Source organism: Caulobacter sp. Root1472 (genome assembly GCF_001426985.1).
GTDB lineage: Bacteria > Pseudomonadota > Alphaproteobacteria > Caulobacterales > Caulobacteraceae > Caulobacter > Caulobacter rhizosphaerae.
The window spans coordinates 712971-734025 of record NZ_LMFX01000001.1; the positions used below are offsets into that span (position 1 = coordinate 712971).

Annotated in this window: 19 protein-coding genes and 1 tRNA gene; 8 read left to right on the plus strand and 12 right to left on the minus strand. The window is 69.6% G+C overall.

The window, feature by feature from the left end; translation table 11 throughout:
• The first annotated feature begins 202 nt into the window (after positions 1-202).
• From ASD47_RS02955 to ASD47_RS02970, 4 genes are all read left to right on the plus strand, one after another.
• Positions 203-1738: a circularly permuted type 2 ATP-grasp protein gene (locus ASD47_RS02955; protein ID WP_156402079.1), complete on the plus strand. Its 1536-nt coding sequence runs from the start codon at positions 203-205 to the stop codon at positions 1736-1738.
• A 34-nt stretch (positions 1739-1772) separates the two neighbouring features.
• On the plus strand, positions 1773-2708 hold the full coding sequence (locus ASD47_RS02960; protein ID WP_056751350.1) for an alpha-E domain-containing protein: 936 nt from the start codon (positions 1773-1775) through the stop codon (positions 2706-2708).
• A gap of 25 nt (positions 2709-2733) precedes the next feature.
• Positions 2734-3720 carry a transglutaminase family protein gene (locus ASD47_RS02965; RefSeq protein WP_056751354.1) on the plus strand — a complete coding sequence of 329 codons (987 nt, stop codon included), beginning with the start codon at positions 2734-2736 and terminating at the stop codon, positions 3718-3720.
• Between the two features lie 62 nt (positions 3721-3782).
• Positions 3783-4961 carry a DUF418 domain-containing protein gene (locus tag ASD47_RS02970; protein ID WP_056751357.1) on the plus strand — a complete coding sequence of 393 codons (1179 nt, stop codon included), beginning with the start codon at positions 3783-3785 and terminating at the stop codon, positions 4959-4961.
• Here the strand turns inward: ASD47_RS02970 and ASD47_RS02975 are convergent.
• From ASD47_RS02975 to cysT, 3 genes are read right to left on the minus strand one after another with little or no spacing between them, the layout of a single operon-like run.
• Positions 4958-5977 (minus strand): sulfate/molybdate ABC transporter ATP-binding protein, encoded by a 1020-nt coding sequence (locus ASD47_RS02975; protein ID WP_056751360.1) that lies wholly within the window; start codon positions 5975-5977, stop codon positions 4958-4960. The genes ASD47_RS02970 and ASD47_RS02975 overlap by 4 nt on opposite strands.
• Positions 5978-6000: 23 nt before the next feature.
• Complete coding sequence (gene cysW, locus ASD47_RS02980) at positions 6001-6861, minus strand: sulfate ABC transporter permease subunit CysW (RefSeq protein WP_082564417.1); 861 nt, start codon at positions 6859-6861, stop codon at positions 6001-6003.
• Positions 6861-7745, minus strand: coding sequence for a sulfate ABC transporter permease subunit CysT (cysT, locus tag ASD47_RS02985; protein WP_056751582.1), 885 nt, complete (start codon positions 7743-7745; stop codon positions 6861-6863). Before cysT ends, cysW begins: the two co-directional genes overlap by 1 nt.
• 733 nt (positions 7746-8478) lie before the next feature.
• Here cysT and ASD47_RS02990 point away from each other — a divergent pair.
• The gene (locus tag ASD47_RS02990; protein WP_056751362.1) at positions 8479-9228 is read left to right on the plus strand and encodes a hypothetical protein; all 750 of its coding nucleotides are present in this window, start codon (positions 8479-8481) and stop codon (positions 9226-9228) included.
• Here ASD47_RS02990 and ASD47_RS02995 read toward each other — a convergent pair.
• From ASD47_RS02995 to ASD47_RS03025, 7 genes are all read right to left on the minus strand, one after another.
• Entirely contained in the window at positions 9225-10136 is a 912-nt protein-coding gene (locus ASD47_RS02995; RefSeq protein ID WP_082564418.1) for an RDD family protein, read from the minus strand. The two genes, ASD47_RS02990 and ASD47_RS02995, sit on opposite strands and share 4 nt — an antisense overlap.
• Complete coding sequence (locus ASD47_RS03000) at positions 10133-11131, minus strand: stage II sporulation protein M (protein WP_056751365.1); 999 nt, start codon at positions 11129-11131, stop codon at positions 10133-10135. The genes ASD47_RS02995 and ASD47_RS03000 overlap by 4 nt, the downstream gene beginning before the upstream one ends.
• The gene (locus ASD47_RS03005; RefSeq protein WP_235525735.1) at positions 11131-12447 is read right to left on the minus strand and encodes a DUF58 domain-containing protein; all 1317 of its coding nucleotides are present in this window, start codon (positions 12445-12447) and stop codon (positions 11131-11133) included. Before ASD47_RS03005 ends, ASD47_RS03000 begins: the two co-directional genes overlap by 1 nt.
• A gap of 35 nt (positions 12448-12482) precedes the next feature.
• Positions 12483-13439, minus strand: a complete 957-nt coding sequence (locus ASD47_RS03010; RefSeq protein ID WP_056751369.1) for a MoxR family ATPase — start codon at positions 13437-13439, stop codon at positions 12483-12485.
• Positions 13426-14730, minus strand: a complete 1305-nt coding sequence (locus ASD47_RS03015) for a hypothetical protein (protein WP_056751372.1) — start codon at positions 14728-14730, stop codon at positions 13426-13428. Before ASD47_RS03015 ends, ASD47_RS03010 begins: the two co-directional genes overlap by 14 nt.
• Positions 14727-15368, minus strand: coding sequence for a DUF4129 domain-containing protein (locus tag ASD47_RS03020; RefSeq protein WP_056751374.1), 642 nt, complete (start codon positions 15366-15368; stop codon positions 14727-14729). The genes ASD47_RS03015 and ASD47_RS03020 overlap by 4 nt, the downstream gene beginning before the upstream one ends.
• A gap of 259 nt (positions 15369-15627) precedes the next feature.
• Positions 15628-15702 (minus strand) — tRNA-Lys (locus tag ASD47_RS03025).
• 126 nt (positions 15703-15828) lie between these two features.
• On the opposite strand from ASD47_RS03025, the gene ASD47_RS03030 reads away from it, so the two are divergent.
• The 3 genes from ASD47_RS03030 (at position 15829) to ASD47_RS03040 (ending at position 18674) form a co-directional block, all read left to right on the plus strand.
• On the plus strand, positions 15829-16584 hold the full coding sequence (locus tag ASD47_RS03030; RefSeq protein ID WP_056751377.1) for a hypothetical protein: 756 nt from the start codon (positions 15829-15831) through the stop codon (positions 16582-16584).
• 65 nt (positions 16585-16649) lie between these two features.
• The gene (locus tag ASD47_RS03035; protein ID WP_200945219.1) at positions 16650-17975 is read left to right on the plus strand and encodes a M1 family metallopeptidase; all 1326 of its coding nucleotides are present in this window, start codon (positions 16650-16652) and stop codon (positions 17973-17975) included.
• Between the two features lie 66 nt (positions 17976-18041).
• A complete protein-coding gene (locus ASD47_RS03040) occupies positions 18042-18674 on the plus strand; it encodes a dihydrofolate reductase family protein (protein ID WP_056751380.1) in 633 nt (210 codons plus the stop codon).
• Positions 18675-18737: 63 nt separating this feature from the next.
• Here the strand turns inward: ASD47_RS03040 and tgt are convergent, their stop codons facing one another.
• Positions 18738-19853: a tRNA guanosine(34) transglycosylase Tgt gene (tgt, locus tag ASD47_RS03045; RefSeq protein ID WP_056751383.1), complete on the minus strand. Its 1116-nt coding sequence runs from the start codon at positions 19851-19853 to the stop codon at positions 18738-18740.
• Entirely contained in the window at positions 19853-20974 is a 1122-nt protein-coding gene (queA, locus tag ASD47_RS03050) for a tRNA preQ1(34) S-adenosylmethionine ribosyltransferase-isomerase QueA (protein WP_056751388.1), read from the minus strand. Before queA ends, tgt begins: the two co-directional genes overlap by 1 nt.
• Positions 20975-21055: the final 81 nt, after the last annotated feature.

The following is a 21055-nucleotide window of genomic DNA, read 5'->3' on the forward strand; positions in this document are numbered from 1 at the left end:
CCGGCTGTCACGCGGTGAAATGTAATCAAACGCTTCCGGCCACGGGCCTGCATGCGCCAGAGCGGCGCCCAAATGTTGGGCAGGACCGCACATTTCGTCATCGCGGCAAGAAAAGCACCGCTTGCGCCCTTCGCGCGTTCTAGGCTGGATCGGGACGCGCCGCCTCACTGCGGCGCGAAGGGCGGACAAAGTGGACACGGGCGTGGCGGCGAAAATCCAGGACATCGACGATACTCCCACCTTGCCGATGACCGGGGCGGCCTATCTGCCCGGCGTGGCCTATGACGAGATGATCGCCCACGGCGGCGACGTGCGGGCCCACTATGCGGCGCTGCAGAGCCGGATCTCCACGCTCGGGGCCGGCGAGCTGGCCGACCGGCAGCGGATGCTCGAGCGCTCGTTCCTGCTGCAGGGCATCACCTTCACGGTCTACGGGGCCGACAGCGCCACCGAGCGGATCATCCCCACCGACCTTTTCCCACGCATCCTGCCGGCCCAGGAATGGGCCAAGATCGAGGCTGGCCTGACCCAGCGCCTGCAGGCGCTGAACATGTTCCTGGCCGACATCTATGGCGAACAGCAGATCCTGATGGACGGGGTGGTGCCGCGCGAACTAGTGCTGGGCGCGCCCTCGTACCGTCGCGAGATGCAGAACCTCTACGTGCCGCACAAGGCCTACGCCAACGTCTGCGGCAGCGACCTGATTCGCGGCCAGGACGGCGAGTTCGCCGTGCTGGAGGACAATCTGCGGGTGCCGTCCGGCGTGTCCTACATGCTGGCCAACCGCGACGCCTCCAAGCGGACCTTCCCCGGCGCCTATCGCGAAGCCGGCGTGCGGCCGGTCGAACGCTATCCCGACCTGCTGCTGGCTACGCTCAAGAGCATGAGCGCCGACTGGCGGCCGAACCCGCAGGTCGTGGTGCTGACCCCCGGCGTCTATAACTCGGCCTATTACGAGCACGCCTATCTGGCGCGGCTGATGGGCGTGCCGCTGGTCGAGGGGCGCGACCTCGTGGTCCATGACAACATGGTCTACATGCGCACCACCACCGGCTTGCGCCGGGTGGACGTGATCTACCGCCGGGTGGACGACGACTTCATCGACCCCCTCACCTTCCGCCGCGACTCGTCGCTGGGCGCGGCGGGCCTGTTCAACGCCTACCGGGCCGGCAATGTGGTGATGTGCAACGCGCCGGGCACCGGCGTGGCCGACGACAAGGCCGTCTACGCCTTCGTGCCCGACATCATCCGCTATTACCTCGGCGAGGACGCCATCCTGCCGAACATCGAGACTTTCCTGTGCCGCGAGCCCGCCCAGCTGAGCCACGTGCTGGACAATCTCGACAAGCTGGTGGTCAAGGCGGTGGGCGCCTCGGGCGGCTACGGCATGCTGGTGGGCCCCCACGCCTCGGCCCGGGAGCGCTCGGAATTCGCCGACGCCCTGAAGGCCGATCCGGCCAACTACATCGCCCAGCCGACCATCCAGCTGTCGACCGCCCCATGCCTCGTGGACGGCCGCATCGAGCCGCGCCACGTCGACCTGCGGCCCTTCATCCTGTCGGGCGAGAAGACCGTGGTCACGCCCGGCGCCCTGACCCGCGTGGCGCTGAAGCGCGGTTCGCTGGTGGTCAATTCCAGCCAGGGCGGCGGATCGAAGGACACCTGGGTCCTGGCCGAGGAGAACGGCCACAACGGCAATGGCGCCGGCCACTCTGCCGAAAAAGGAACCGGCCAATGATGCTCGCCCCCTTCCTGACTAAGGAGTGGCTCGCATGATGCTCGCTCGCGTCGCCGACAGCCTCTACTGGCTGGGCCGCTACATCGAGCGGGCCGAGCACCTGTCGCGCCTGTCGACGGTGATGCTCAACGCCACGCTCGACCAGACCGACACCGGGGCCGAGGCCGTGCGCATCGCGCTGTCGGCGGTCGGCGAGACCGACCTGACCGCCGGCGCCTTCGAGGCGGCCAAGGGCCTGGTCCTGGACCGCTCGGATCCCAACTCTGTGGTCTCGTCCCTGTCGCGGGCCCGGGAAAACGCCCGCCAGGTTCGCGACCAGATCACGACCGAGACCTGGGAGCGGCTGAACCTGCTCTATCTGAAGGTCATGGACCGCAACGCCGGCCGCGAGTTCGCCGACAATTCGGTGACCTTCCTGCACGACATCATCGCCGACGTGCACCTGTTCAAGGGCGCGGCCGACACCACCATGAGCCATGGCGAAAGCTGGCGGTTCATGATGGTGGGCATGTACCTGGAGCGGGCCCAGTTGATCGCCGGCCTGCTGGAGGCCTGCTTCGCTGAGGACAGCCCCAGGGTCAACGACCACCTGGCGCTGGTCAGCCTGCTGCGGATGGGCTGCGCGCTGGAGCCGTATCTGCGGGTTTATACCGCCGAGATCGAGCCGCGGCACATTCTGGAGTTCATGGTCTTCGACGAGGACTTCCCGCGCTCGATCCGCTTCGCCACCAGCCAGATCGAAAAGCACCTCAGCGAACTGGCCCGCCACGTCGAAGCCACCGGACGGGCCGCCCCCGAACGGCTGGCCGGCCGGCTGAAGGCCCGGCTGGAGTTCGCCGACGTCGGCGAACTGGAAAGCCAGGGCGCCGGCGAGCTGCTGACCACCGTCGCCAACGAATGCGCCCGCATCCACCAGGCGATCTACGAGACCTTCGTCGCCTACCCCTTGGAAATGCGCCTCCCCGCCTGAGGCGGGTCGCTTAGGAATACCGCCCGTGTTGCTCGAGATCCGCCACGTCACCCAGTACCATTACGAGCGGCCCGTCCGCGAAAGCCTGATGGAGCTGTGGATGCAGCCCCAGAAAGGCGCGCGCCAGCGGCTGGTCAGCTTCGAGCTGGACATCGAGCCGGCCGCCCAGATCTTCTCCTACGCCGACAGCTTCGGCAACGCCGTCTACCACTTCGACGTGCCCCAGCCGCATGACGGCCTGACGATCATCGCCCGCTCGGCCGTCGAGACCGAGCCGGTGCACGAATGGCCAATGCCGCTGGACATGGGCGAGTGGGAGCGGCTGAAGAGCGCCTTCGTGAAGGGCGAGTGCTTCGACTACCTGCAGCCGCACGGCTTCGTCCAGGTGACGCCGGCCCTGGAGACCTTCATCGCCGAGCACGATCTGGACGCCCTGCGCCGCCGCGATCCGTTCTCGGCGGTCCAGGCCCTGTGCGACACGATCTACAAGGCCTTCGAATATCAGCCCGGGGTCACCGACGCCGACAGCCCGATCGACCTGGCGCTGAGCGCCGGCCGCGGCGTCTGCCAGGACTTCGCCCATGTGATGCTGGCCGTCTGCCGCGCCTGGGGCATCCCGGCCCGCTACGTCTCCGGCTATCTGTTCACCGACCGCGAAGCCGGCGACCGCTCCGATCCCGACGCCACCCACGCCTGGGTCGAGGTGTTCCTGCCCAGCTATCGCTGGGTGGGCTTCGATCCGACCAACAATGTGATGGCCGGCGAGCGCCACGTGGCTGTGGCCGTGGGCCGCGACTATGGCGACGTCACCCCGTCGCGCGGGGTCTACAAGGGCGATTCCGAGAGCCACCTGGCGGTCGGCGTCTCGGTGCGCCGGGCCCGGGCGGCCGTGGCCGAGCCGGAATTCCTGCGCCTGCCCCGCCCCTCGGCCCCGTTCGGCTCCGCCAATCGCCGCCGGGCCAGCGCCGACGCCATCCGCGAACAGCAGCAACGCCAGCAGCAGCAACAGTAGACCGCCCGCGGCGACCTGGCCTAGGTTAGCGCTAACAAAGCGACGACCTGGGAGGGCCGCGAATGTCGGAAGGGCCAAACGGGGCGTCGCCGCGCCTCGCTCTGGTGGATGGCCTGCGGGGCTACGCCCTGATGGGCCTGTTCCTGGTCCACATGCTGGAATATTTCGAGCTCTACTGGGCGCATCCGAATCCGACGCCGGTGACCACGGCGGTCTTCACCCTGTTCATGGGCAAGACCTTCTCGCTGCTGGCCCTATGCTTCGGCTTCAGCTTCTTCGTGATGATGGACGGCGCGGCGCGCCGGGGCCAGCCGTTCGCCGGCCGCTTCACCTGGCGGCTAGTCCTGCTGGCCCTGATCGGCGTCCTGCACGGCCTGGTCTATCGCGGCGACATCATCGTGGTTCTGGCCCTGGCCGGCTTCGTGCTGATCCCGTTCGACAAAGTCCGGTCCAACCGCGTCCTGCTGCTGGTCGCGGCCGTCTGCTTCCTGCAGCCGTACATCCTGCTGTGGATCGTGGCCGGTAACGCCGGCGCGCCCTGGGCTCCGGCCAAGCCGCACTTCTTCTCCGATCCCGCGATGGCGGTCTATCTGAGCGGCGACATCGGCCAGGTGCTGCAGGCCAACCTGTGGGACGGCCAGGTCAACAAGTGGTGGTTCTTCATCGAGACCGGCCGCTGCGTGCAGGTGCTGGGCCTGTTCCTGGTCGGGCTGGTGTTGGGCCGGGTCGGCTTCTTCGCCGATCCCGGACGCTTCCGCCGGGGCCGCCTGGTCGCCCTCGCCGTCGCGGCGCTTGTCGCCGCCGTCTGCCATGTCGTCAAAGCCAAGACCACGGGCCATGAGAGCGGGCCGGTGTTCTGGACCAACATGCTGGCGGGCGGCTGGTTCGACCTGTCGTGCATGGCCGCGTCAGTGCTGATCTTCGTCCAGCTTTGGCGGGCTGGCGGCGAGCGGGTCCTGCGCGCCCTGGTCCCGGTCGGCAGGATGACGCTCAGCCTCTATGTCGGCCAGTCGCTGGTCTTCATCCCGCTGTTCTATCCGTTGGGCCTGGGCCTCTATGCGCGGATGACGCCGGGCCTGGCCCTGGCGATCGGCCTCGCCGCCGTGGTCGCGCAGCTGCTGCTGGCGGCGGCCTGGTTCAAGGCCTTCCACTACGGTCCGCTGGAGTGGCTGTGGCGGTGCGGGACGCGGCTGTCGTTCGACATCCCGTTCCGGCGCGGACCCGAGTCCCGGACCGCCTAGATCGGGTAGACGTGGCTCTTGCGGGCCACGATCCTGACCGTCCCGGCGAACTGCGCGGCCTCGGACCGCGAGGCGCAGACCTCGACGGCGCGCCCGTCGGCGGCGGTGGCGGCCACGGTCGTCAGGGCGCCCTGCACGTGGGCCCGGTCGACCCGGACCTCGAAGCCGCCTTCGTCCAGGGCGAAGTCGTGCGGCCGCACGAACGCCACGGCCGCCCCGTCGCGGACGCCCTTGGCCGAAAACGAGACCGCGCCCGAGGTGAACCGGCCGCCGGCGACCGTCCCCTCGAAGCGGTTGGCCTCGCCCACGAAGCCGCAGACGAACGGGGTGGCCGGATTGTCGTGCACCTCGTCTGGCGTGCCGATCTGCTCGATGCGGCCGGCGTTGAGGATCGCAACCCGGTCCGCCAGGCCCAGGGCCTCTTCCTGGTCGTGGGTGACGAAGATGGTGGTGACGCCGGTGGCGTCGTGCACCCGGCGCAGCTCCTTGCGCAGCGACTTGCGGACGGTGGCGTCCAGGGCGCCGAACGGCTCGTCCAGCAGCAGCACGCTGGGCTGCACGGCCAGGGCGCGCGACAGGGCCACCCGCTGGCGTTGGCCGCCCGACAGCTGCGAGGGGTAGCGCTTGCCCAGACCCTCCAGCTCGACCAGCTTCAGCAGTTCGTCCACCCGGCGGGCGATCTCGGCCTTGGGCGGCTTGTCCTGGCCCTTCCGCACGTCCAGGCCGAAGGCGATGTTGCGCGCCACGGTCATGTGCTTGAACAGGGCGTACTGCTGGAACACGAAGCCGACGCGGCGGGCCGCGGCCGAGGCGAAGGTCACGTCCTGGCCCGCGAACAGCACCTGGCCGGCGTCGGGGAACTCCAGGCCGGCGATGGTGCGCAGCAGGGTCGTCTTGCCCGAGCCCGACGGACCCAGCAGCGCCACGAGTTCGCCGTCGGCGATCTCCAGGTCGACACTGTTCAGGGCTGGATAGCGCCCGAACTTCTTTTCGACGGAACGGATGGAAATGGTCATGGGAGCGTCTTCGTTCCGGTCATCTAGTGGCCGCCGCCGCGCTTGACGTCGGGTTGGGCGATCTCGAGCAGGCTCTTGAGCACCAGGGTCACGATCGCCAGCAGGCAGAGCAAGGCGGCGACGGCGAAGGCGGCGACGAAGTCGTACTCGTTGTACAGGATCTCCACGTGCAGCGGCATGGTGTTGGTCAGGCCGCGGATGTGGCCGCTGACCACCGAGACCGCGCCGAACTCGCCCATGGCCCGGGCGTTGCACAGCAGCACGCCGTACAGCAGGCCCCAGCGCACGTTGGGCGCGGTCACCCGCCAGAAGGTGTAGAGGCCCGAGGCCCCCATCGAGACGGCGGCCTCCTCCTCCGACACGCCCTGCTCCTGCATCAGCGGGATCAGCTCGCGGGCGATGAACGGGAAGGTCACGAAGATCGTCGCCAGCACGATGCCGGGCACGGCGAAGATGATCTTGATGTCGTGGTCGATCAGGTGCTCGCCGAACCAGCCCTGCAGGCCGAAGACCAGCACGTAGATCAGGCCCGCCACCACCGGCGACACCGAGAACGGCAGGTCGATCAGGGTGATCAGCAGGGGCTTGCCCGGGAAATCGTGCTTGGCGATGGCCCAGGCGGCGCACAGGCCGAACAGGGCGTTGAACGGCACGGTGATCCCCGCCGTGATCAGGGTCAGCTTGATCGCCGCCCAGGCGTCAGGCGTCGTGATCGCGTCCAGCGCCGGCCCCAGCCCCTTGCGCAGGGCCTCGGCGAACACCGCCGCCAAGGGCAGGATCAGGACCAGGCCGAGGAAGAGCAGGACCAGGCCGACGACGACGATCTTGGCCCACAGCGGGTCGTCGGTCGGATGGCGGAAGTCCGCCTTGGTCGGGACGGCCATCAGACGAACCTCCGCGACCAGGCCTGGATGGCGTTGATGACCAGCAGCATCAGGAACGAGACGCCCAGCATGACCAGGGCAATGGCCGCGGCGTTGGCGTATTCGAACTGCTCCAGCTGGATGATGATCAGCAGCGGCGCGATCTCGGACTTGTAGGGCATGTTGCCGGCGATGAAGATCACCGAGCCGTACTCGCCGACCCCGCGGGCGAAGGCCAGGGCGAAGCCGGTCAGCCAGGCCGGGCCCAGGGCCGGCAGGATGATCCGGCCGATGGTGGCGAACCGGCCCGCGCCCAGACTGGCGGCGGCTTCTTCGACGTCCGCGGAGAGGTCGCGCATCACCGGCTCCAGGGTGCGGACCACGAACGGCAGGCCGATGAAGATCAGGGCGATGGTGACGCCGACCGGGTTGTAGGCCGCCTTGATGCCCAGCGGGGTCAGGTACTGCCCGACCCAGCCGTTGGGGGCGTACAGCGTGGCCAGGGCGATGCCGGCCACGGCGGTGGGCAGGGCGAACGGCAGGTCGACCAGGGCGTTGACCACGGCTTTGCCAGGGAACTCGTAGCGCACCAGGGCCCAGGTGGTCAGCACCCCGAACACCCCGTTGATCACCGCCGCCACGAACGCCGCGCCGAAGGTCAAGCGATAGGCGGCCATCGCCCGTTCCGAGAAGGCGGCGGCGACGAACTGGGCCGGCGACAGGGCCGAGGCCTTGATAGCCACCGCCGACAGCGGGATCAGCACGATCAGCGACAGGATCGTCAGGGTCACGCCCAGGGTCAGGCCGAAGCCTGGAATGGCCGAGCGCCGGCGAAACAGCGGGCGGCGCGGGGCCGGCGTCTTGTTCGCCGAAGAGGGCGGCGCGGAGATCGTTTCGGCGGTCATCGGGTGATCGTCGTCCAGCATCCGCGTCGGGCCCCGGAAGGAGCCATGAAAACAGGAACGCGCCAAGCCGCGAATTGGCCAAGGTGCGGTGAAGTTGGAGCGGCTTAAATCCCTACACGGCCGGTCGGGTCAATTGAGTTCATCGAGGGGGGAGGACAGAAAAACTGCGGCCGACGCCGTTCCCCCCTCCGGCCCAACGGGCCATCTCCCCCAGAGGGGGAAGATCTAATCGCGCTAGATGCTCCCCCTATGGGAGAGCTGTCGCGAAGCGACTGAGGGGGTCTTCGGCGGACACAGGTTCGCACTCACGCGCCGAAGCTGCGATCGGATGGGAAGGGTGCGAAGCGCCCGGGCCTCGCCCGGATGATTTGCAGTTGTAAGTACCGTTTCGACGAAGTTCGAGCGCTTCGCGTGGAGCCGTTATCCGGAAGCCTTCGGGTCGCGGATTTTTAACCCGCTCCGAGACGCTTCCGAAGAAGCACGGCGGACAAGGCCTTCCCGCTCGTCCACCCCTGAAAGCCGCATCGGTCGCCGTACGTGCGCCCTCCCCGTGCTTCCAGGTGCAAGCATTATGGGACAGGCTGGAAACCCAAGGATCGGAAACCTGCGTTTTCTTCCAAGGCTTTGATCTTTTTCGATGTTGTTTCGATGATCGCGGGGATAGACGCGCGAACCATGGACACCGGGCTCGTCGCATGGCTGAATCGCGGCCTAGATCGGGGGCTTTCCAGATATGACCGACGCCGCAGTGCAAAGGGGCTTCGAAGCCGCGCGCGTGTTGAAGCACGCCATGACGATCTTCCGGCGCGACGCTTTCAAGATCCTGCTGTTTTCAGCGCTTTTCGTCGCTCTGCCCGACCTGGGCATGGACGCCCTGACCCGGGTCTTCAGCAGGCCCGAGACAGGCTACGCCGCCCCGAATACTTGGATCATGATCTTAGTCAGCCTGCTGGTGTCCATGCTCGGCTCGGTCACCTTGCAGGCCGCGATCTCTCGCAGCGCCCTGAGCAGGCTGGAAAGCCCCCAAACGGCCGGCGCCGCGCCGTTCGGCGGTGCCCGCGACTACCTGACCCTGCTGGCGCTCGGCGTCGTCACCAGCTTGGGAATCCTGGGAGGATTCGTCCTGCTGGTCATTCCCGGCGTCATCCTTTCCTTGGCGTGGATCGTGGTGGTTCCGGCCATGGTGACCGAACGCCTGGGCGTATGGGACGCGATCCGACGCAGCAACAGGCTGACGGGCGAGCGGCGCGGCGCGATCTTCGGACTGTCGCTGGCGGTCGGCGTGGTCTGGTTTGTCTTTGCCTGGCTTATCCAACTCGCCGCCAGCGCGGTCGGAAACCCCGTCGTCGACGCGATCGCGGAACCGATGATGCAGGCCCTGTTAAGCATCGTCAACGCGCTCCTCGCCGTCTCGATCTATTACGAACTGCGCTGGAGCAAGGAAGGCACGCCGACGGATCGCCTGGTCGAAGTCTTCGCCTAGCTCTTGTCGAACTTGTCCTTGCGGCGCTTGCCCAGCAGCAGCCGCGACTCCAGCCGGCCGCGCAGGCCGGCGTAGTAGGCCGCCAGGAAGTCGCCGTTCGACTCGTCGGGCGCGGCGTTCCAGCCGATCTTCAGGCGGATGCGGGCGGCGACCAGGGCGATGGTCTTGGTCTCGTAGCGGCGCAGCACGTCCTCGAGCACGTGCAGTTCCTTGACCCCGTAGGCGTCCAGCTGGGCCATGGTGAACCGGAAGCGTTCCACGGCCGGCCGCGAGGTCTCCACAAGGTCCGGCGCCAGCTTGCGGGTCGGGGCCTTGACCACCCAGGTGCCGGCCACCAGGTCCCCCACCCGCAGGCGATCGCGATTGAACAGCGGGAACAACAGGAAGACCGCGCACCACAAAAGACCCGCCAGGCTGATCCAGGCCCCCACCTGGTCGCCCTGCACGGCCAGGAAGCTGAGGGGCAGGTACAGCTCGATCTCGCGCATGGCGTTGCGGGCGAAGATGGCGTCGGCGGTCAGCCGGCCGCCGTTGCGGGCCGCCACGCGCAGGCCCATGGCCCGCTTGCCCGGCGTGGCCGCGCCCGGGGTCAGCTCGAACAGCACGAAATAGAGGTTGCGCAGCACGAAGAAGACCAGCACCGCCACCGTGCCGATCACCTCCCCGCCCTTGCCCTTCGAACCGATCATCGCCAGGCCCGCCAGCAGGCCGAAGGCGATCAGCGCCGCCACCATGATCAGCAGGTCGATCAGCAGGGCGGCGGCGCGCTCGCCCGCGTCGCCCAGGCGCAGCTTCAGGTCGACGCCCTCCGGCGTGACCAGCGAGCGGGCCTGGCGATCGTCGCCGGCCGTGGGGTCGCCGATCGCCACCGCCGCGGCGGCCTTGGTTTTCTTCCGAGTCGCCTTCATCCGACGACGCTCCGGCGGCGGGGCAGGTAGAGATAGGCCGGCCAGGCGACCAGGGTGACCAGGCCGATCCCGTAGCGGGCGAAGTCGTTCTGGATCACCTGCCGCCCGACGCCCTCCAGGATGCCGGCGCAGAACAGCATGACCACCACCCCGCCCATCAGGGTGGCCGATTGCCGTCCCGCCTGGGCCATGGCCGCCGGCCGGCTGAGGTCGCCTGGGAAGGCCAGGGTCCAGCCGATGCCCAGACCCGCCGCCCCGGCCAGGATCACCGCCGAGATCTCGGTCACCCCATGGATCGCCAGCCAGCCGCCGGCCTCGAAGGCCAGGCCCTTCATGCCGAACGCCGCCAGGAAAGCCCCCAGCATCGCGCCGTTGTAGGCCATCAGCATCGAGGTCGGCAGGCAGAAGGCGAACCCCAGGGCGAAGGCGAAGATCGCCACGCCCGAATTGTGGGTGAACAGGAAGGCGGCGAACACCGACAGGCCCTTGTGCTCGCCTTGGTCGTAGAGCGTGGCCCGCATGGCCTCGACCGACGCCGTCGGCCCGCGCCCGCCCGCCAGGTCGCCCGGCACGAAGGCGCTGAACCAGTCGGGATCGTGCAGGGTCAGGAAATAGGCCGCCAGCACGCCGACCAGGGTCAGCAGGAAGCTGGCCAGGGTCTCGCGCCACAGCGCCTTGGCGGCGTCCGGCCAGGCATGGCCGAAGAAGCCGCCCAGCCGCTCGAGGAAGTTGGACCGCGTGCCGTAGACCAGGAAATAGGCCCGGGTGCTGAGGCTCTCCAGATAGTCGACCAGCCCCTGGTCCAGAGAGGTGGCGCGGGCCACCGACAGCGAGGACAGGGCCTGGCGGTACAGCACCGGCAAGGCCAGCAGCTCCTCGTCGCTGAGGGCCTTGGCCGACCCCTTGCCGACCTTGGTCAGCAGCTTTTCCAGCCGCCGCCAGTCGTCCTCGCGCTCGGCCCGGAAGCGGTAGCTCTTCAGGTGCAGCTCGGCCATCAGAGCAGGTCCCGGCGCTTGAGGTCCAGATAGCTCGCCAGCAGGGCCGGCCCGATCTGGTCGGCCGGCGCCTCGACGATCTCCACGCCCATGCGGCGCAGACGGGTCACCACCACGTCGCGCTCGCGCAGCAGCGAGGCGGCGACCACGGCCCGCGAGACGTCGTCGGCGGTCTCGGGCGCCTTGCGCTCGATCGCCTCCAGCTCCTCGTCGCGCATCATCACGAACAGCACCAGGTGCTGGCGCAACAGGCGGCCGACGTTCTCGAGCATCAGCTCGGCGCTGGTGGAGTCGGCGATGTCGGTGAACACCACGATCAGCGAGCGCCGCGACAGCTGGCCCGACAGCTGGGTCAGGCCCAGGGTGTAGTTGGTCTCCTCGGTCGAATAGTCGATCTTCGAGGCCAGGCGCTGCAGGGCGCCGAAGGCGTTGGGGCCCGAGGTGACGCCACTGGAGACGTTGGGCCGGGCGTCGAAGCCGAACAGCCCGACCTTGTCGCCCATCTTCAGGCCCACATAGGCCAGCAGCAGGGTGGCGTTCAGGGCGTGGTCCAGGCGCGGCCGGCCCAGCAGCGACTGGCTCATCAGCCGGCCGGTGTCGATGGCCGCCACGATGTGGTGGTTGCGCTCGACGTGGAACTCCTTGGCCAGCAGAGCGCCGTGACGGGCCGACTGCTTCCAGTCGATGGCCCGGCGGTTCATGCCGGGTCGGAAATCGGTCAGGGCGTGGAAGTCGCTGCCGCCGCCCAGGTCGAGCTGCAGGCGATGGCCGACCGACGGGTCGCGCGAGAACAGCCGCAGGGCCTCCTCCTTGACGGCGGCGATGTCCAGCGTGACCGGGATCACCTTGTCCAGGGCGTCGTCGCGCTGCTTCCAGGTCAGGCCCAGCGGGCCCCGCCAGCGGGCCGAGACGCGGTGCACCCTGCCCTCGCCGCGCCGAACCGCGGTCAGGGTCAGCGGCAGGACGGCCTGGCGCTCGCGGGTGCGGGCCCGGCCATGGGCCGGCTCGGCCGCCAGCCGATCGTCCAGGTCGATGGCGAACTCCACGCTGCCCGGGGCCACGCCGCGCGTGAACGACGCCTGCAACAGGGCCGGCTGGATCGCGCCGCTGGCCATCGAGCCCGGCGCGGTCAGGGTCAGTTGCATCCGGCGGCGGCCGGGCGCCAGCAGGGCGTCGACGAACAGCAGGGCCGCGACCAGGGCGATCCAGGCCGGCCCCACCAGCCACAGCCGCGCCGAGACGAGCGCCGCCGCCAGGGCCAGGGGCGCGCCCAGGACCATCAGGAAGATCGTTCTCGCCGTCGGATAGATCCGCACGTCCCGCCCCTAGCCGATCCGGCTCGCGACCGGGCTCATCGCGGGGCCTCGACCTGGTCGACCAGGCCGCGCACCACGTCGTCGACCTTGCGGCCCTCGATCTCGGCGGCCGGCGACAGGATCACCCGGTGGCGCAGGGCCGGCAGGGCCAGGGCCTTGACGTCGTCGGGGATCACGTAGTCGCGACCTTCCAGGGCCGCGCGGGCCCGGGACGCCACGGCCAGCATGGCCGCGCAGCGCGGCGAGGCTCCGCCCGACAGCTCGCCTGTGTCGCGGGTGGCCCGCACCACGCCGACGATGTAGCGGACGATGTCGTCGGTCAGGCGCACGGACGCCACGGCGGCCACGGCCTCGCCGATCGTGGCGGTGTCGCCGGCCGCCTCGACGCCGAACGCTTCCGGCGAGGGCTGGCCGGTGCGGCCGCCGTGGCTGGCGACGATGGCGGTCTCCTCGGCCAGGCTGGGATAGGCCAGCACGTGCTTGAACAGGAAGCGGTCCAGCTGGGCTTCGGGCAGCGGATAGGTGCCCTGCTGCTCCAGCGGGTTCTGGGTGGCCACCACCATGAAGCGGTCGCTGAGCGCGTGGCGCTCGCCGTCCAGGGTGACATTGCGCTCCTGCATGGCTTCCAGCAGGGCGGCCTGGGTCTTGGGCGGGGTGCGGTTGATCTCGTCGGCCAGCAGCAGCTCGCAGAAGATCGGCCCCTTGACCAGGGTGAAGGCGCTGGTTTGGAAGTTGAACAGGTTGGCGCCCAGGATGTCGCCCGGCATCAGGTCGGGCGTGAACTGGATGCGGCCGAACTGCAGGTTCACCGCCTGGGCGAAGCACTGGGCCAGGAAGGTCTTGGCCGTGCCGGGCGGGCCTTCCAGCAGCACGTGGCCGCCGGCGAACAGGGCCGTCAGCATCAGGTCGATGGTGTCGTTCTGCCCCACCACGGCCTTGGCCGTCTGGGCGCGGATCCTGCCGGCGAGCGCCTGCACCTCAGCGACGTTCACGGGTCATCTCCAGTCTCCACTGATGCCATCGGACGGCGACCTTCATCAGGTCGCCCAAGGAACGGACCGTCCGGGTTTCTTCGTCCAGGGCCGAGGCGCTGTCGGCCGCGCCGAAACGTTGGCCCTGGCGGTCCAGGAAATCGATCAAGGCCTGGCCCTCCAGGCGCTGGCCGCCGCGCCCCGCGCCGCCCAGGGCCCGGACGGCGGCGGCGCGCTGCAGCTCGGCGTAGCGCGGGGCCAGGGCCGGCTCGCGGCGGGCCATGCGGATCAGGCCGGCGGAATTGTCGATCAGGGCCTCCTTGCCCAGCGCCAGGGCCCGCTCGCCCCGCCGCACGGCGCGGAACCGGGCGGCGGCGTGCAGACCCATCAGCAGGGCCGCGGCCACCAGGCACAGGGTCGCCCCGACGAACGGGGCCTCGAAGGCCAGCTTCAGGAGGCTCTGCGACCGCGCGAAGCCGTTCAGCGTGGCGTCGAAGGCGATGGTCCGGCCCGTGTCGCGTCGATAGATGCCGGACCGGTCGTCGCGCAACACCCGCAGGATCTCGACGCCGACGCGGGCCGTCCGGACGTCCTTCAGGCCCATGGTGTTCAGGAGATCGGGATCGGCCAGGACATAGGTCTCGGTCGGCGCGCGGCGCGCCAGGACCATCCTCCCCTGGCCGTCGACCAGCACCGGCGTCAGGCCTGGACCGGACAAGGTCTGCAGGTTGCGGATGGGGCCGGTCTCCAGCACCAGCCCCTCGGCCAGTCCGCCCGGAGCGCCGGCCAGCCTCTGCGACGCGGTCGCCTTGTCGATCGTGGTCGAGGCCTTGGGAATCCCGATGGCCTTGAGCAGCCCGGCCAGGTCCTTGGGCTCCACGGGCTCCAGGCCGCCCACCCAGCCCGGATGACGCGGATCCAGCCCGCCCGTCCATTTGGGAAGCACCACCAGGGTGCGGGACGACAGCTGGGCCGCCTTGACGTAGGCGTCCCGCGACAAGCTGGATTCCGGCGTGAAGATGATCAGGGCGGGTTCTTCGCGCCGAAGGTCGCGACGGCTGACGATCACCGGCTCGTTCAGGTTCCGCAGCAGGCGCACCATGCCGCCATAACCCACCGCCGACTTCGACAGCGCGTGGGCCCGGCCGTTGTCGCCCGACTGCAGGTCCGGCGCGTAGGTCGACAGCACCACGAAGGCCGAAAAGCCGAAGACCCCGGCCATGATCATGCCCAGCACGACCTTGGGCGAGAACAGCCCCTTGTCCCCGTCGCCCGGCATGGCCGTGGCCGGCTCGGCCTGCACGTCGCTCATCGCCAGGCCTCGTTGAAGGCGAAGCCCTCATAGGCCTGGCGGCAGGCGGCGAATTCGTCGGCGCCCACCGGCCGCCCGCCGAAGAAGCTTCGCTCCACCACCCGGGCGATCTGGCTGAAGGTGCGGCGCACGCGCTCGGGCACGCCGTCAAGCTGGGCGATGTCGCGGCTGGTCAGGGCCGGCTTGATCAGGTCCGGCCGCTTGCCCTCGATATCCTCGATGCTGCGGAACAGGATCAGGTGCACCGCCTCGGCGAAGCGGCCGGCGGCGGCCAGCCGGTCGGCGTCCTCCAGCAGCGTCCGCGCCTTGGCGGCGCTGGGCCGCCAGGCCTCGTCGCCCAGGACCGGGCCCTTGTGCGGCTTGAGGGACGGCCAGCGCGTGGCGATCAGTTCGCGCCCCAGGAAATACAGGATGACCGCCGCCCCCAGGATCAGGCAGCCCCAGAACACGTAGGTCAGGTAGGGCGCTGCGGCCCCCAGGGCCTTGCCGACGGCCAGCAGCCAGTCGGGGACATCCGGCGGCTTGGGCGCGGCGGTCGGCTGGAACTGCAGGTCCTTGCCGCGCAACAGGGCGTCGTGGGCGCGCGCGAAAGCGTCCGACGCGCCGTCGAAACCCGGCGACGCCGCGTTGCGATCCACACCAGCCCCCGCCGCCAAACGCCGACTCCGTCTTGCCCCGACGACACTGCTAGACGATTCAACTTTCAGTGTCGCCTACAACTCGCGCGCCGCCTGCGCGAACCGTCGCCCCTTCCTCCTGCCCCCGGAGAATCGATTCGACGGGGCGACTCGAACGAAACAGCCCAGGCGATCTCTCCAGCCTTCGTCCGGGCGCACGGCAAGCCTCGACCCGAACCGCCGAAGCGGTGGGTTTTGGTCAATCATTTCAAAGAAGGTTTGGTGGGCCGGCTGGGATTCGAACCCAGGACCATTCGATTAAAAGTCGAATGCTCTACCACTGAGCTACCGGCCCGCATCGACACGGCGGGAGGCCGGTGGAAGCGGCGCGGACCATAGTCGGGGGCCGCCCGACCCGCAAGCATGCTTTCGTGCGCGGAGGGAGATGACGAACGCCGCATCCTGGCGTTAGGTTGGCCGCATGCGCAGTCTGGTGCTTCTCGCGATCGTCGTTCCCCTGCTGGCCGCCTGCGCGTCCAAGTCGGAGCCCCCGCCGCAGAAGATCCAGACGACCTCGGACGCCAACAAGGACGGCATCACCGGGGCGGCCGGGGCGCCGCTGCGCGACATGAACCTGCTGCGCACCAAGATCCCGCCGGTCCTGCTGGAGGCGATGGCCGATCCCTATGCCCGCCCGCCGGGCAAGAAGATCAGCTGCGATATCCTGATCTCGATGGTCGCCCCGCTGGACCTGGCCCTGGGCGAGGACGTCGACCGCCGTCCGCCCGAGGACGACGAGGACCTGATGGACCGCGGCAAGCGGATGGCCGGCTCGGCGGCGTTCGGCGCCATGGCCAGCGCCGCCCAGGACCTGATCCCGATGCGCGGCTGGGTCCGCAAGCTCAGCGGCGCCGAAAAGCACGACAAGCTGGTGCAGAGCGCCATGGCCTCCGGCGCGATCCGCCGGGCCTATCTGAAGGGGCTGGGCGAGGCGCGCGGCTGCGATCCGCCGGCCACGCCCCAGCACCTGGCCAAGCCCGCCGCGCCGATCGTCGAAAAGCGCTTCCCCTGGCAGAAGGACGAGCCCGGGGCCGAGACCCCGGTCGTCGAGACGCCCGCGGCCGATACGCCGGTCAACGCCCCGGCGGCCGACGCGCCTGCCGCCGACGCACCGCCCGAGCAACCGGCGCCTCCGCCGGCCAAGAAGAAGAAAAAGCCTTTCTACAAGGTCTGGTAGCCGGCGTGCCTGACGTCGCCGGGTCGTCGAGCGGCCGCGTTGCATCCGCCATTAAGGGAGCCGAAGTGCGCCTGACCAGCATCGCGGCCGCGGTCGCGGCGTCTCTGCTCATGAGCCCGACCCTGGCCGCCGCAGACCCCGGCGAGGGGTTCGACGTCACGCGCTACGACCTGGCGCTGACGCCGAACATCCAGGACAGGACGGTGGCCGGGCGCGAGGTGATCACGCTGCGCGCGACCGCCGATCGGCTCCAGCGACTCAGCTTCTCGAGCAATGCACTGAGCATCGACACCGCGACCATCGACGGCGTCCCGGTGGTCGTCCGTTCCCAGGCCGACGGCCTTCACCTCGACTTGGCCAAGCCGCTGGCGCGAGGGCGCAGCGTCAAGCTGGAGCTGACCTATCACGGCCGACCGGCGCGCGGCCTGTCCGGCTCGGCGACCGCGCTCTACACCAGCTATTTCGCCTGCGACTGGATGGTGTGCGTACAGGATCGGTTCGGCGACAAGGCGGCGTTCTCGCTGGCGCTGCACGTGCCGGCCGGCCTGGACACGCTCTCGGTCGGCCGCAGGGTCGCCCGGCGGACGGCGCCGGACGGGGGTGAGGTCCACCGGTGGGCGGCGCCCCGGTCCTATTCGGCCTATCTGTTCGGCTTCGCGGTCGGCCGGTTCGCCCGCGCCGACGACCGCGTCGGCCCAGCCAGGCTCTCCTACCTCGGCGAGACGGCCGACGCGGCCGAGCTGAAACGGCGGTTCGCCGAGACGGGCCCCATGGTCCGGTTCCTCTCCGACAAGGCTGGCGTCCCCCTCCCGGTCTCCGAATACAGCCAGCTCCTGGTGCAGGGGCGCGAAGCGCAGGAAGCGGCGACCTATGCCGTGCTGGGCGTCGACGCGCTGGCGACGAAAGCGGACGACCCCGCCGAGGACTGGGCCATCGCCCACGAACTGGCCCACCAATGGTGGGGCAATCTCGTCACCTGCGCGACGCTCCAGGACTTCTGGCTCAACGAGGGCGTCACGACCTTCATGACCGCCGCCTGGAAGGAGCACCGGTACGGGCGCGCCGCCTACGAGGCCGAACTGGCCGTCGCGAGGAGCCGGCTGGACAAGGCGCGGGCGGCGGGCTTCGACAAGCCTCTGGCCTGGGAGGGGACCTATCCCACCCTGGCGACCCGACGGGCGGTCCAGTACAGCAAGGGCGCGCTTTTCATGGATCATCTGCGCACCGTGCTGGGCGAAGACGCCTTCTGGGCCGGCCTGCGGCGCTACACCCGCGCGCACGCCGGCGGCGTCGTCACCAGCCTCGACTTCCAGAGGGCGATGGAAGCCTCCAGCGGCCGCGACTTGCGGCCGGTGTTTTCGGAATGGGTGTTTGGCGCCGCTGAAAAATGATCGCCCCCTGTCGGGAGTCGTCGATCTGGTCCGTCCTCGCATCGAGACCAGCAAGAGGAGGACGCCATGAGAGACCTGATCCTGAAGATGGCCGTGTCGGTCGACGGTTTCGTGAGCGACCTGGAGGGCGTGAACCGATGGATGTTCGGCGCCGACCAGGAGGCCAAGGCCTGGGGCGTGGACTATATCTGGGACGCCAGCCTGCACATCATGGGCAGCCGCAGCTTCCAGGCCATGGCCCCGTATTGGCAAACCTCCGCCGACCCGTTCGCCGCGCCGATGAACCAGATTCCCAAGGCCGTCTTCTCCCGCCAGGGGCCGGCGATCCTGGAGACCGCGACCACCACGGCCGCGCTCGACGCCGCCCGCGCCCGCGCGGGGGCTGACCAGCCCGTGGCGCTGCAGCCCAACGCGGAGACCTGGGCCCAGGCCTATGTGGCGAGCGGCGACCTGGCGGAGGAGATCGCGGCGTTGAAGGCCCAGGACGGCAAGCCGATCATCGCCCACGGCGGCGCCAGCTTTGCGCGCAGCCTCGTCGCCCAGGGGCTGGTCGACCAGTTCGCCTTGATCGTCGCCCCGGTGGCGCTGGGCAAGGGCCTGCCGCTGTTCTCGGACCTGGCTGCGCCCAGGCCCCTCAAGCTGGTCAGCTCGAAGGCCTTCCCGGGCGGCGCGGTGGCGCAAATCTACCGGCCGGCCTGACCGCTAGATATTTTCGCATCGCCTCTGCGGAAAACCGGCGTCCGCTTTTTCCGCGCGACGCCCCTAGCCGCCCTGCTGGCGCGCGGCGAAGTCCCGCCGGAACTGCTCGAACCGGCCCTCGGCGATCGCCGCCCGCATGGCCGCCGTCAGGGCCTGGAAGAAGGCGATGTTGTGCCAGGACAGCAGCACCTGGCCGAGGATCTCCTCGGCCTTGAACAGATGGCGCAGATAGGCCTTGGAATAGTCGCGGCTGGCCGGGCAGTCGCTGGCCTCGTCCAGCGGGTCTTCGTCCTCGGCGTAGCGGGCGTTCTTGATGTTGATCGCCCCGTCCCAGGTCCAGGCCTGGCCGTGGCGGCCCGAGCGGGTGGGCAGCACGCAATCGAACATGTCGACGCCACGATAAACCGCCTCGACCAGGTCGATCGGCTTGCCCACGCCCATCAGGTAGCGCGGGCGGTCGGCCGGCAGCATGGCCGGCGCGTAGTCCAGCACCTCGCACATGGCCGCGTGGCCCTCGCCGACGGCCAGGCCGCCCAGGGCGTAGCCGTCGAAGCCGATCTCCTGCAGGCGTTCCGACGACTCCTGGCGCAGGTTGCGGAAGGTCGAGCCCTGCTGGATGCCGAACAGGGCCTGGGCATCCCGCGTGCCGAACGCGGCCTTCGAGCGCTTGCCCCAGCGGGCCGACAGCTCCATGCCCTGGCGCGCCCTCGCCTCCTCCGCCGGCCAGGCCACGCATTCGTCCAGTTGCATGACGATGTCGCTGCCCAGCAGGTCGGCCTGGATCTCCATCGACCGCTCGGGGCTCAGCACGTGCTTGGAGCCGTCGATGTGGCTGGAGAAGGTGACGGCCTCCTCGGTGACCTTGCTGATCCCCGACAGGCTCATCACCTGGAAGCCGCCGCTATCGGTCAGGATCGGCCGGTCCCAGCGCATGAACTTGTGCAGTCCGCCCAGGCGCTTCACCCGCTCGGCGCCGGGCCGCAGCATCAGGTGGTAGGTGTTGCCCAGGATGATGTCCGCGCCGGTGGCCTTGACCTGGTCGACGGTCATCGCCTTGACCGTCGCCGCCGTGCCCACCGGCATGAAGGCCGGGGTGCGGATGTCGCCGCGAGGCGTCTTCAGCACCCCGGTCCGCGCCGCGCCGTCGGTGGCGGAGATCTCGAAGGGAAAGGCGGCCATCAGGTCTGCTCAGGATCGGCGCGGAACAGCAGGCTGCCGTCGCCATAGGAATAGAAGCGATAGCCCGTGGCAATCGCGTGTTCGTAGGCCGCCTTCATCGTCGCCTGGCCGGCGAAGGCGCTGACCAGCATGAACAGGGTCGACTTGGGCAGGTGGAAGTTGGTCATCAGCACGTCGGCGGCGCGGAAGCGGTAGCCGGGGGTGATGAAGATCGCGGTCTCGTCGGCGAACGGCTTGATCACGCCATCCTCGCCCGTGGCGCTTTCCAGCAGCCGCAGGCTGGTGGTGCCGACGCAGACGATGCGGCCCCCGGCGGCCCGGACGGCGTTCAAGGCGTCGGCGGCCACGGCGGGAACCTCGCCGAACTCGGCGTGCATGCGGTGTTCGGCGATGACGTCGGTCTTGACGGGCAGGAAGGTGCCCGCCCCGACGTGCAGGGTGACGAAGTGCAGGGACACGCCCCGCGCCTTCAGCCGTTCCATCAGGTCGGGGGTGAAGTGCAGGCCGGCGGTCGGGGCGGCCACCGAGCCGTCCTCGCGGGCGTAGACGGTCTGGTAGTCGGCCCGGTCGCGATCGTCCTCGGCGCGCTTGGCGGCGATATACGGCGGCAGCGGCATCTCGCCGTGGGCGGCCACCGCCAGGTCCAGGTCGACGCCGGCGAAGTCGAAGGCCAGCTCGATCTCGCCGCCCTCGTGCTTGGCCGCCACGGTGGCGTCCAGCAGGCCGGCCAGGCAGGCCCTGTCCCCTCCCCCCTTGGCGGCGTCGTGACCGAAGGCGATGCGGTCGCCCGCCTTCAGCCGCTTGCCCGGCCGCATGAAGGCGATCCAGCGGTCTGGGGCGACCCGCCGGTGCAGGGTGGCCTCGACCGCCACCGGCGATCCGTCGCCGCCGCCGGTCTCGCGCGCCGCCCGGCGGCCCATCAGGCGGGCCGGGATCACCCGGGTGTCGTTGAACACCAGGGCGTCGCCGGGCCGCAGGAAGTCGGGCAAGTCGCGCACGACCCGGTCTTCCAGTCCCTCGCCCGGCTTGACCACCAGCAGCCGCGCTGAATCCCGCGGCTCGGCCGGCCGCAGGGCGATCGCCTCGTCGGGCAGGTGGAAATCGAAGTCGGACAGGCGCATGGGGCGGCTTCAAGGCCACGACGGGACGGCGAGGTCAAGCGCCGAGGCGCGACTGGCCCAGCCAAGCTTCGATGGACAAAC

What these genes read in the sequence shown, in the direction of transcription:
- ASD47_RS02990 (WP_056751362.1), top strand. Translation starts at nt 8,479, where the DNA reads ATGACCGACGCCGCAGTGCAAAGGGGCTTCGAAGCCGCGCGCGTGTTG.
- ASD47_RS03030 (WP_056751377.1), top strand. Translation starts at nt 15,829, where the DNA reads ATGCGCAGTCTGGTGCTTCTCGCGATCGTCGTTCCCCTGCTGGCCGCC.
- ASD47_RS02975 (WP_056751360.1), bottom strand. Translation starts at nt 5,977, where the DNA reads ATGACCATTTCCATCCGTTCCGTCGAAAAGAAGTTCGGGCGCTATCCA.
- ASD47_RS03040 (WP_056751380.1), top strand. Translation starts at nt 18,042, where the DNA reads ATGAGAGACCTGATCCTGAAGATGGCCGTGTCGGTCGACGGTTTCGTG.
- ASD47_RS03000 (WP_056751365.1), bottom strand. Translation starts at nt 11,131, where the DNA reads ATGGCCGAGCTGCACCTGAAGAGCTACCGCTTCCGGGCCGAGCGCGAG.
- cysW (WP_082564417.1), bottom strand. Translation starts at nt 6,861, where the DNA reads ATGGCCGTCCCGACCAAGGCGGACTTCCGCCATCCGACCGACGACCCG.
- ASD47_RS02960 (WP_056751350.1), top strand. Translation starts at nt 1,773, where the DNA reads ATGATGCTCGCTCGCGTCGCCGACAGCCTCTACTGGCTGGGCCGCTAC.
- queA (WP_056751388.1), bottom strand. Translation starts at nt 20,974, where the DNA reads ATGCGCCTGTCCGACTTCGATTTCCACCTGCCCGACGAGGCGATCGCC.
- ASD47_RS02970 (WP_056751357.1), top strand. Translation starts at nt 3,783, where the DNA reads ATGTCGGAAGGGCCAAACGGGGCGTCGCCGCGCCTCGCTCTGGTGGAT.
- ASD47_RS02995 (WP_082564418.1), bottom strand. Translation starts at nt 10,136, where the DNA reads ATGAAGGCGACTCGGAAGAAAACCAAGGCCGCCGCGGCGGTGGCGATC.
- ASD47_RS03015 (WP_056751372.1), bottom strand. Translation starts at nt 14,730, where the DNA reads ATGAGCGACGTGCAGGCCGAGCCGGCCACGGCCATGCCGGGCGACGGG.
- tgt (WP_056751383.1), bottom strand. Translation starts at nt 19,853, where the DNA reads ATGGCCGCCTTTCCCTTCGAGATCTCCGCCACCGACGGCGCGGCGCGG.
- cysT (WP_056751582.1), bottom strand. Translation starts at nt 7,745, where the DNA reads ATGACCGCCGAAACGATCTCCGCGCCGCCCTCTTCGGCGAACAAGACG.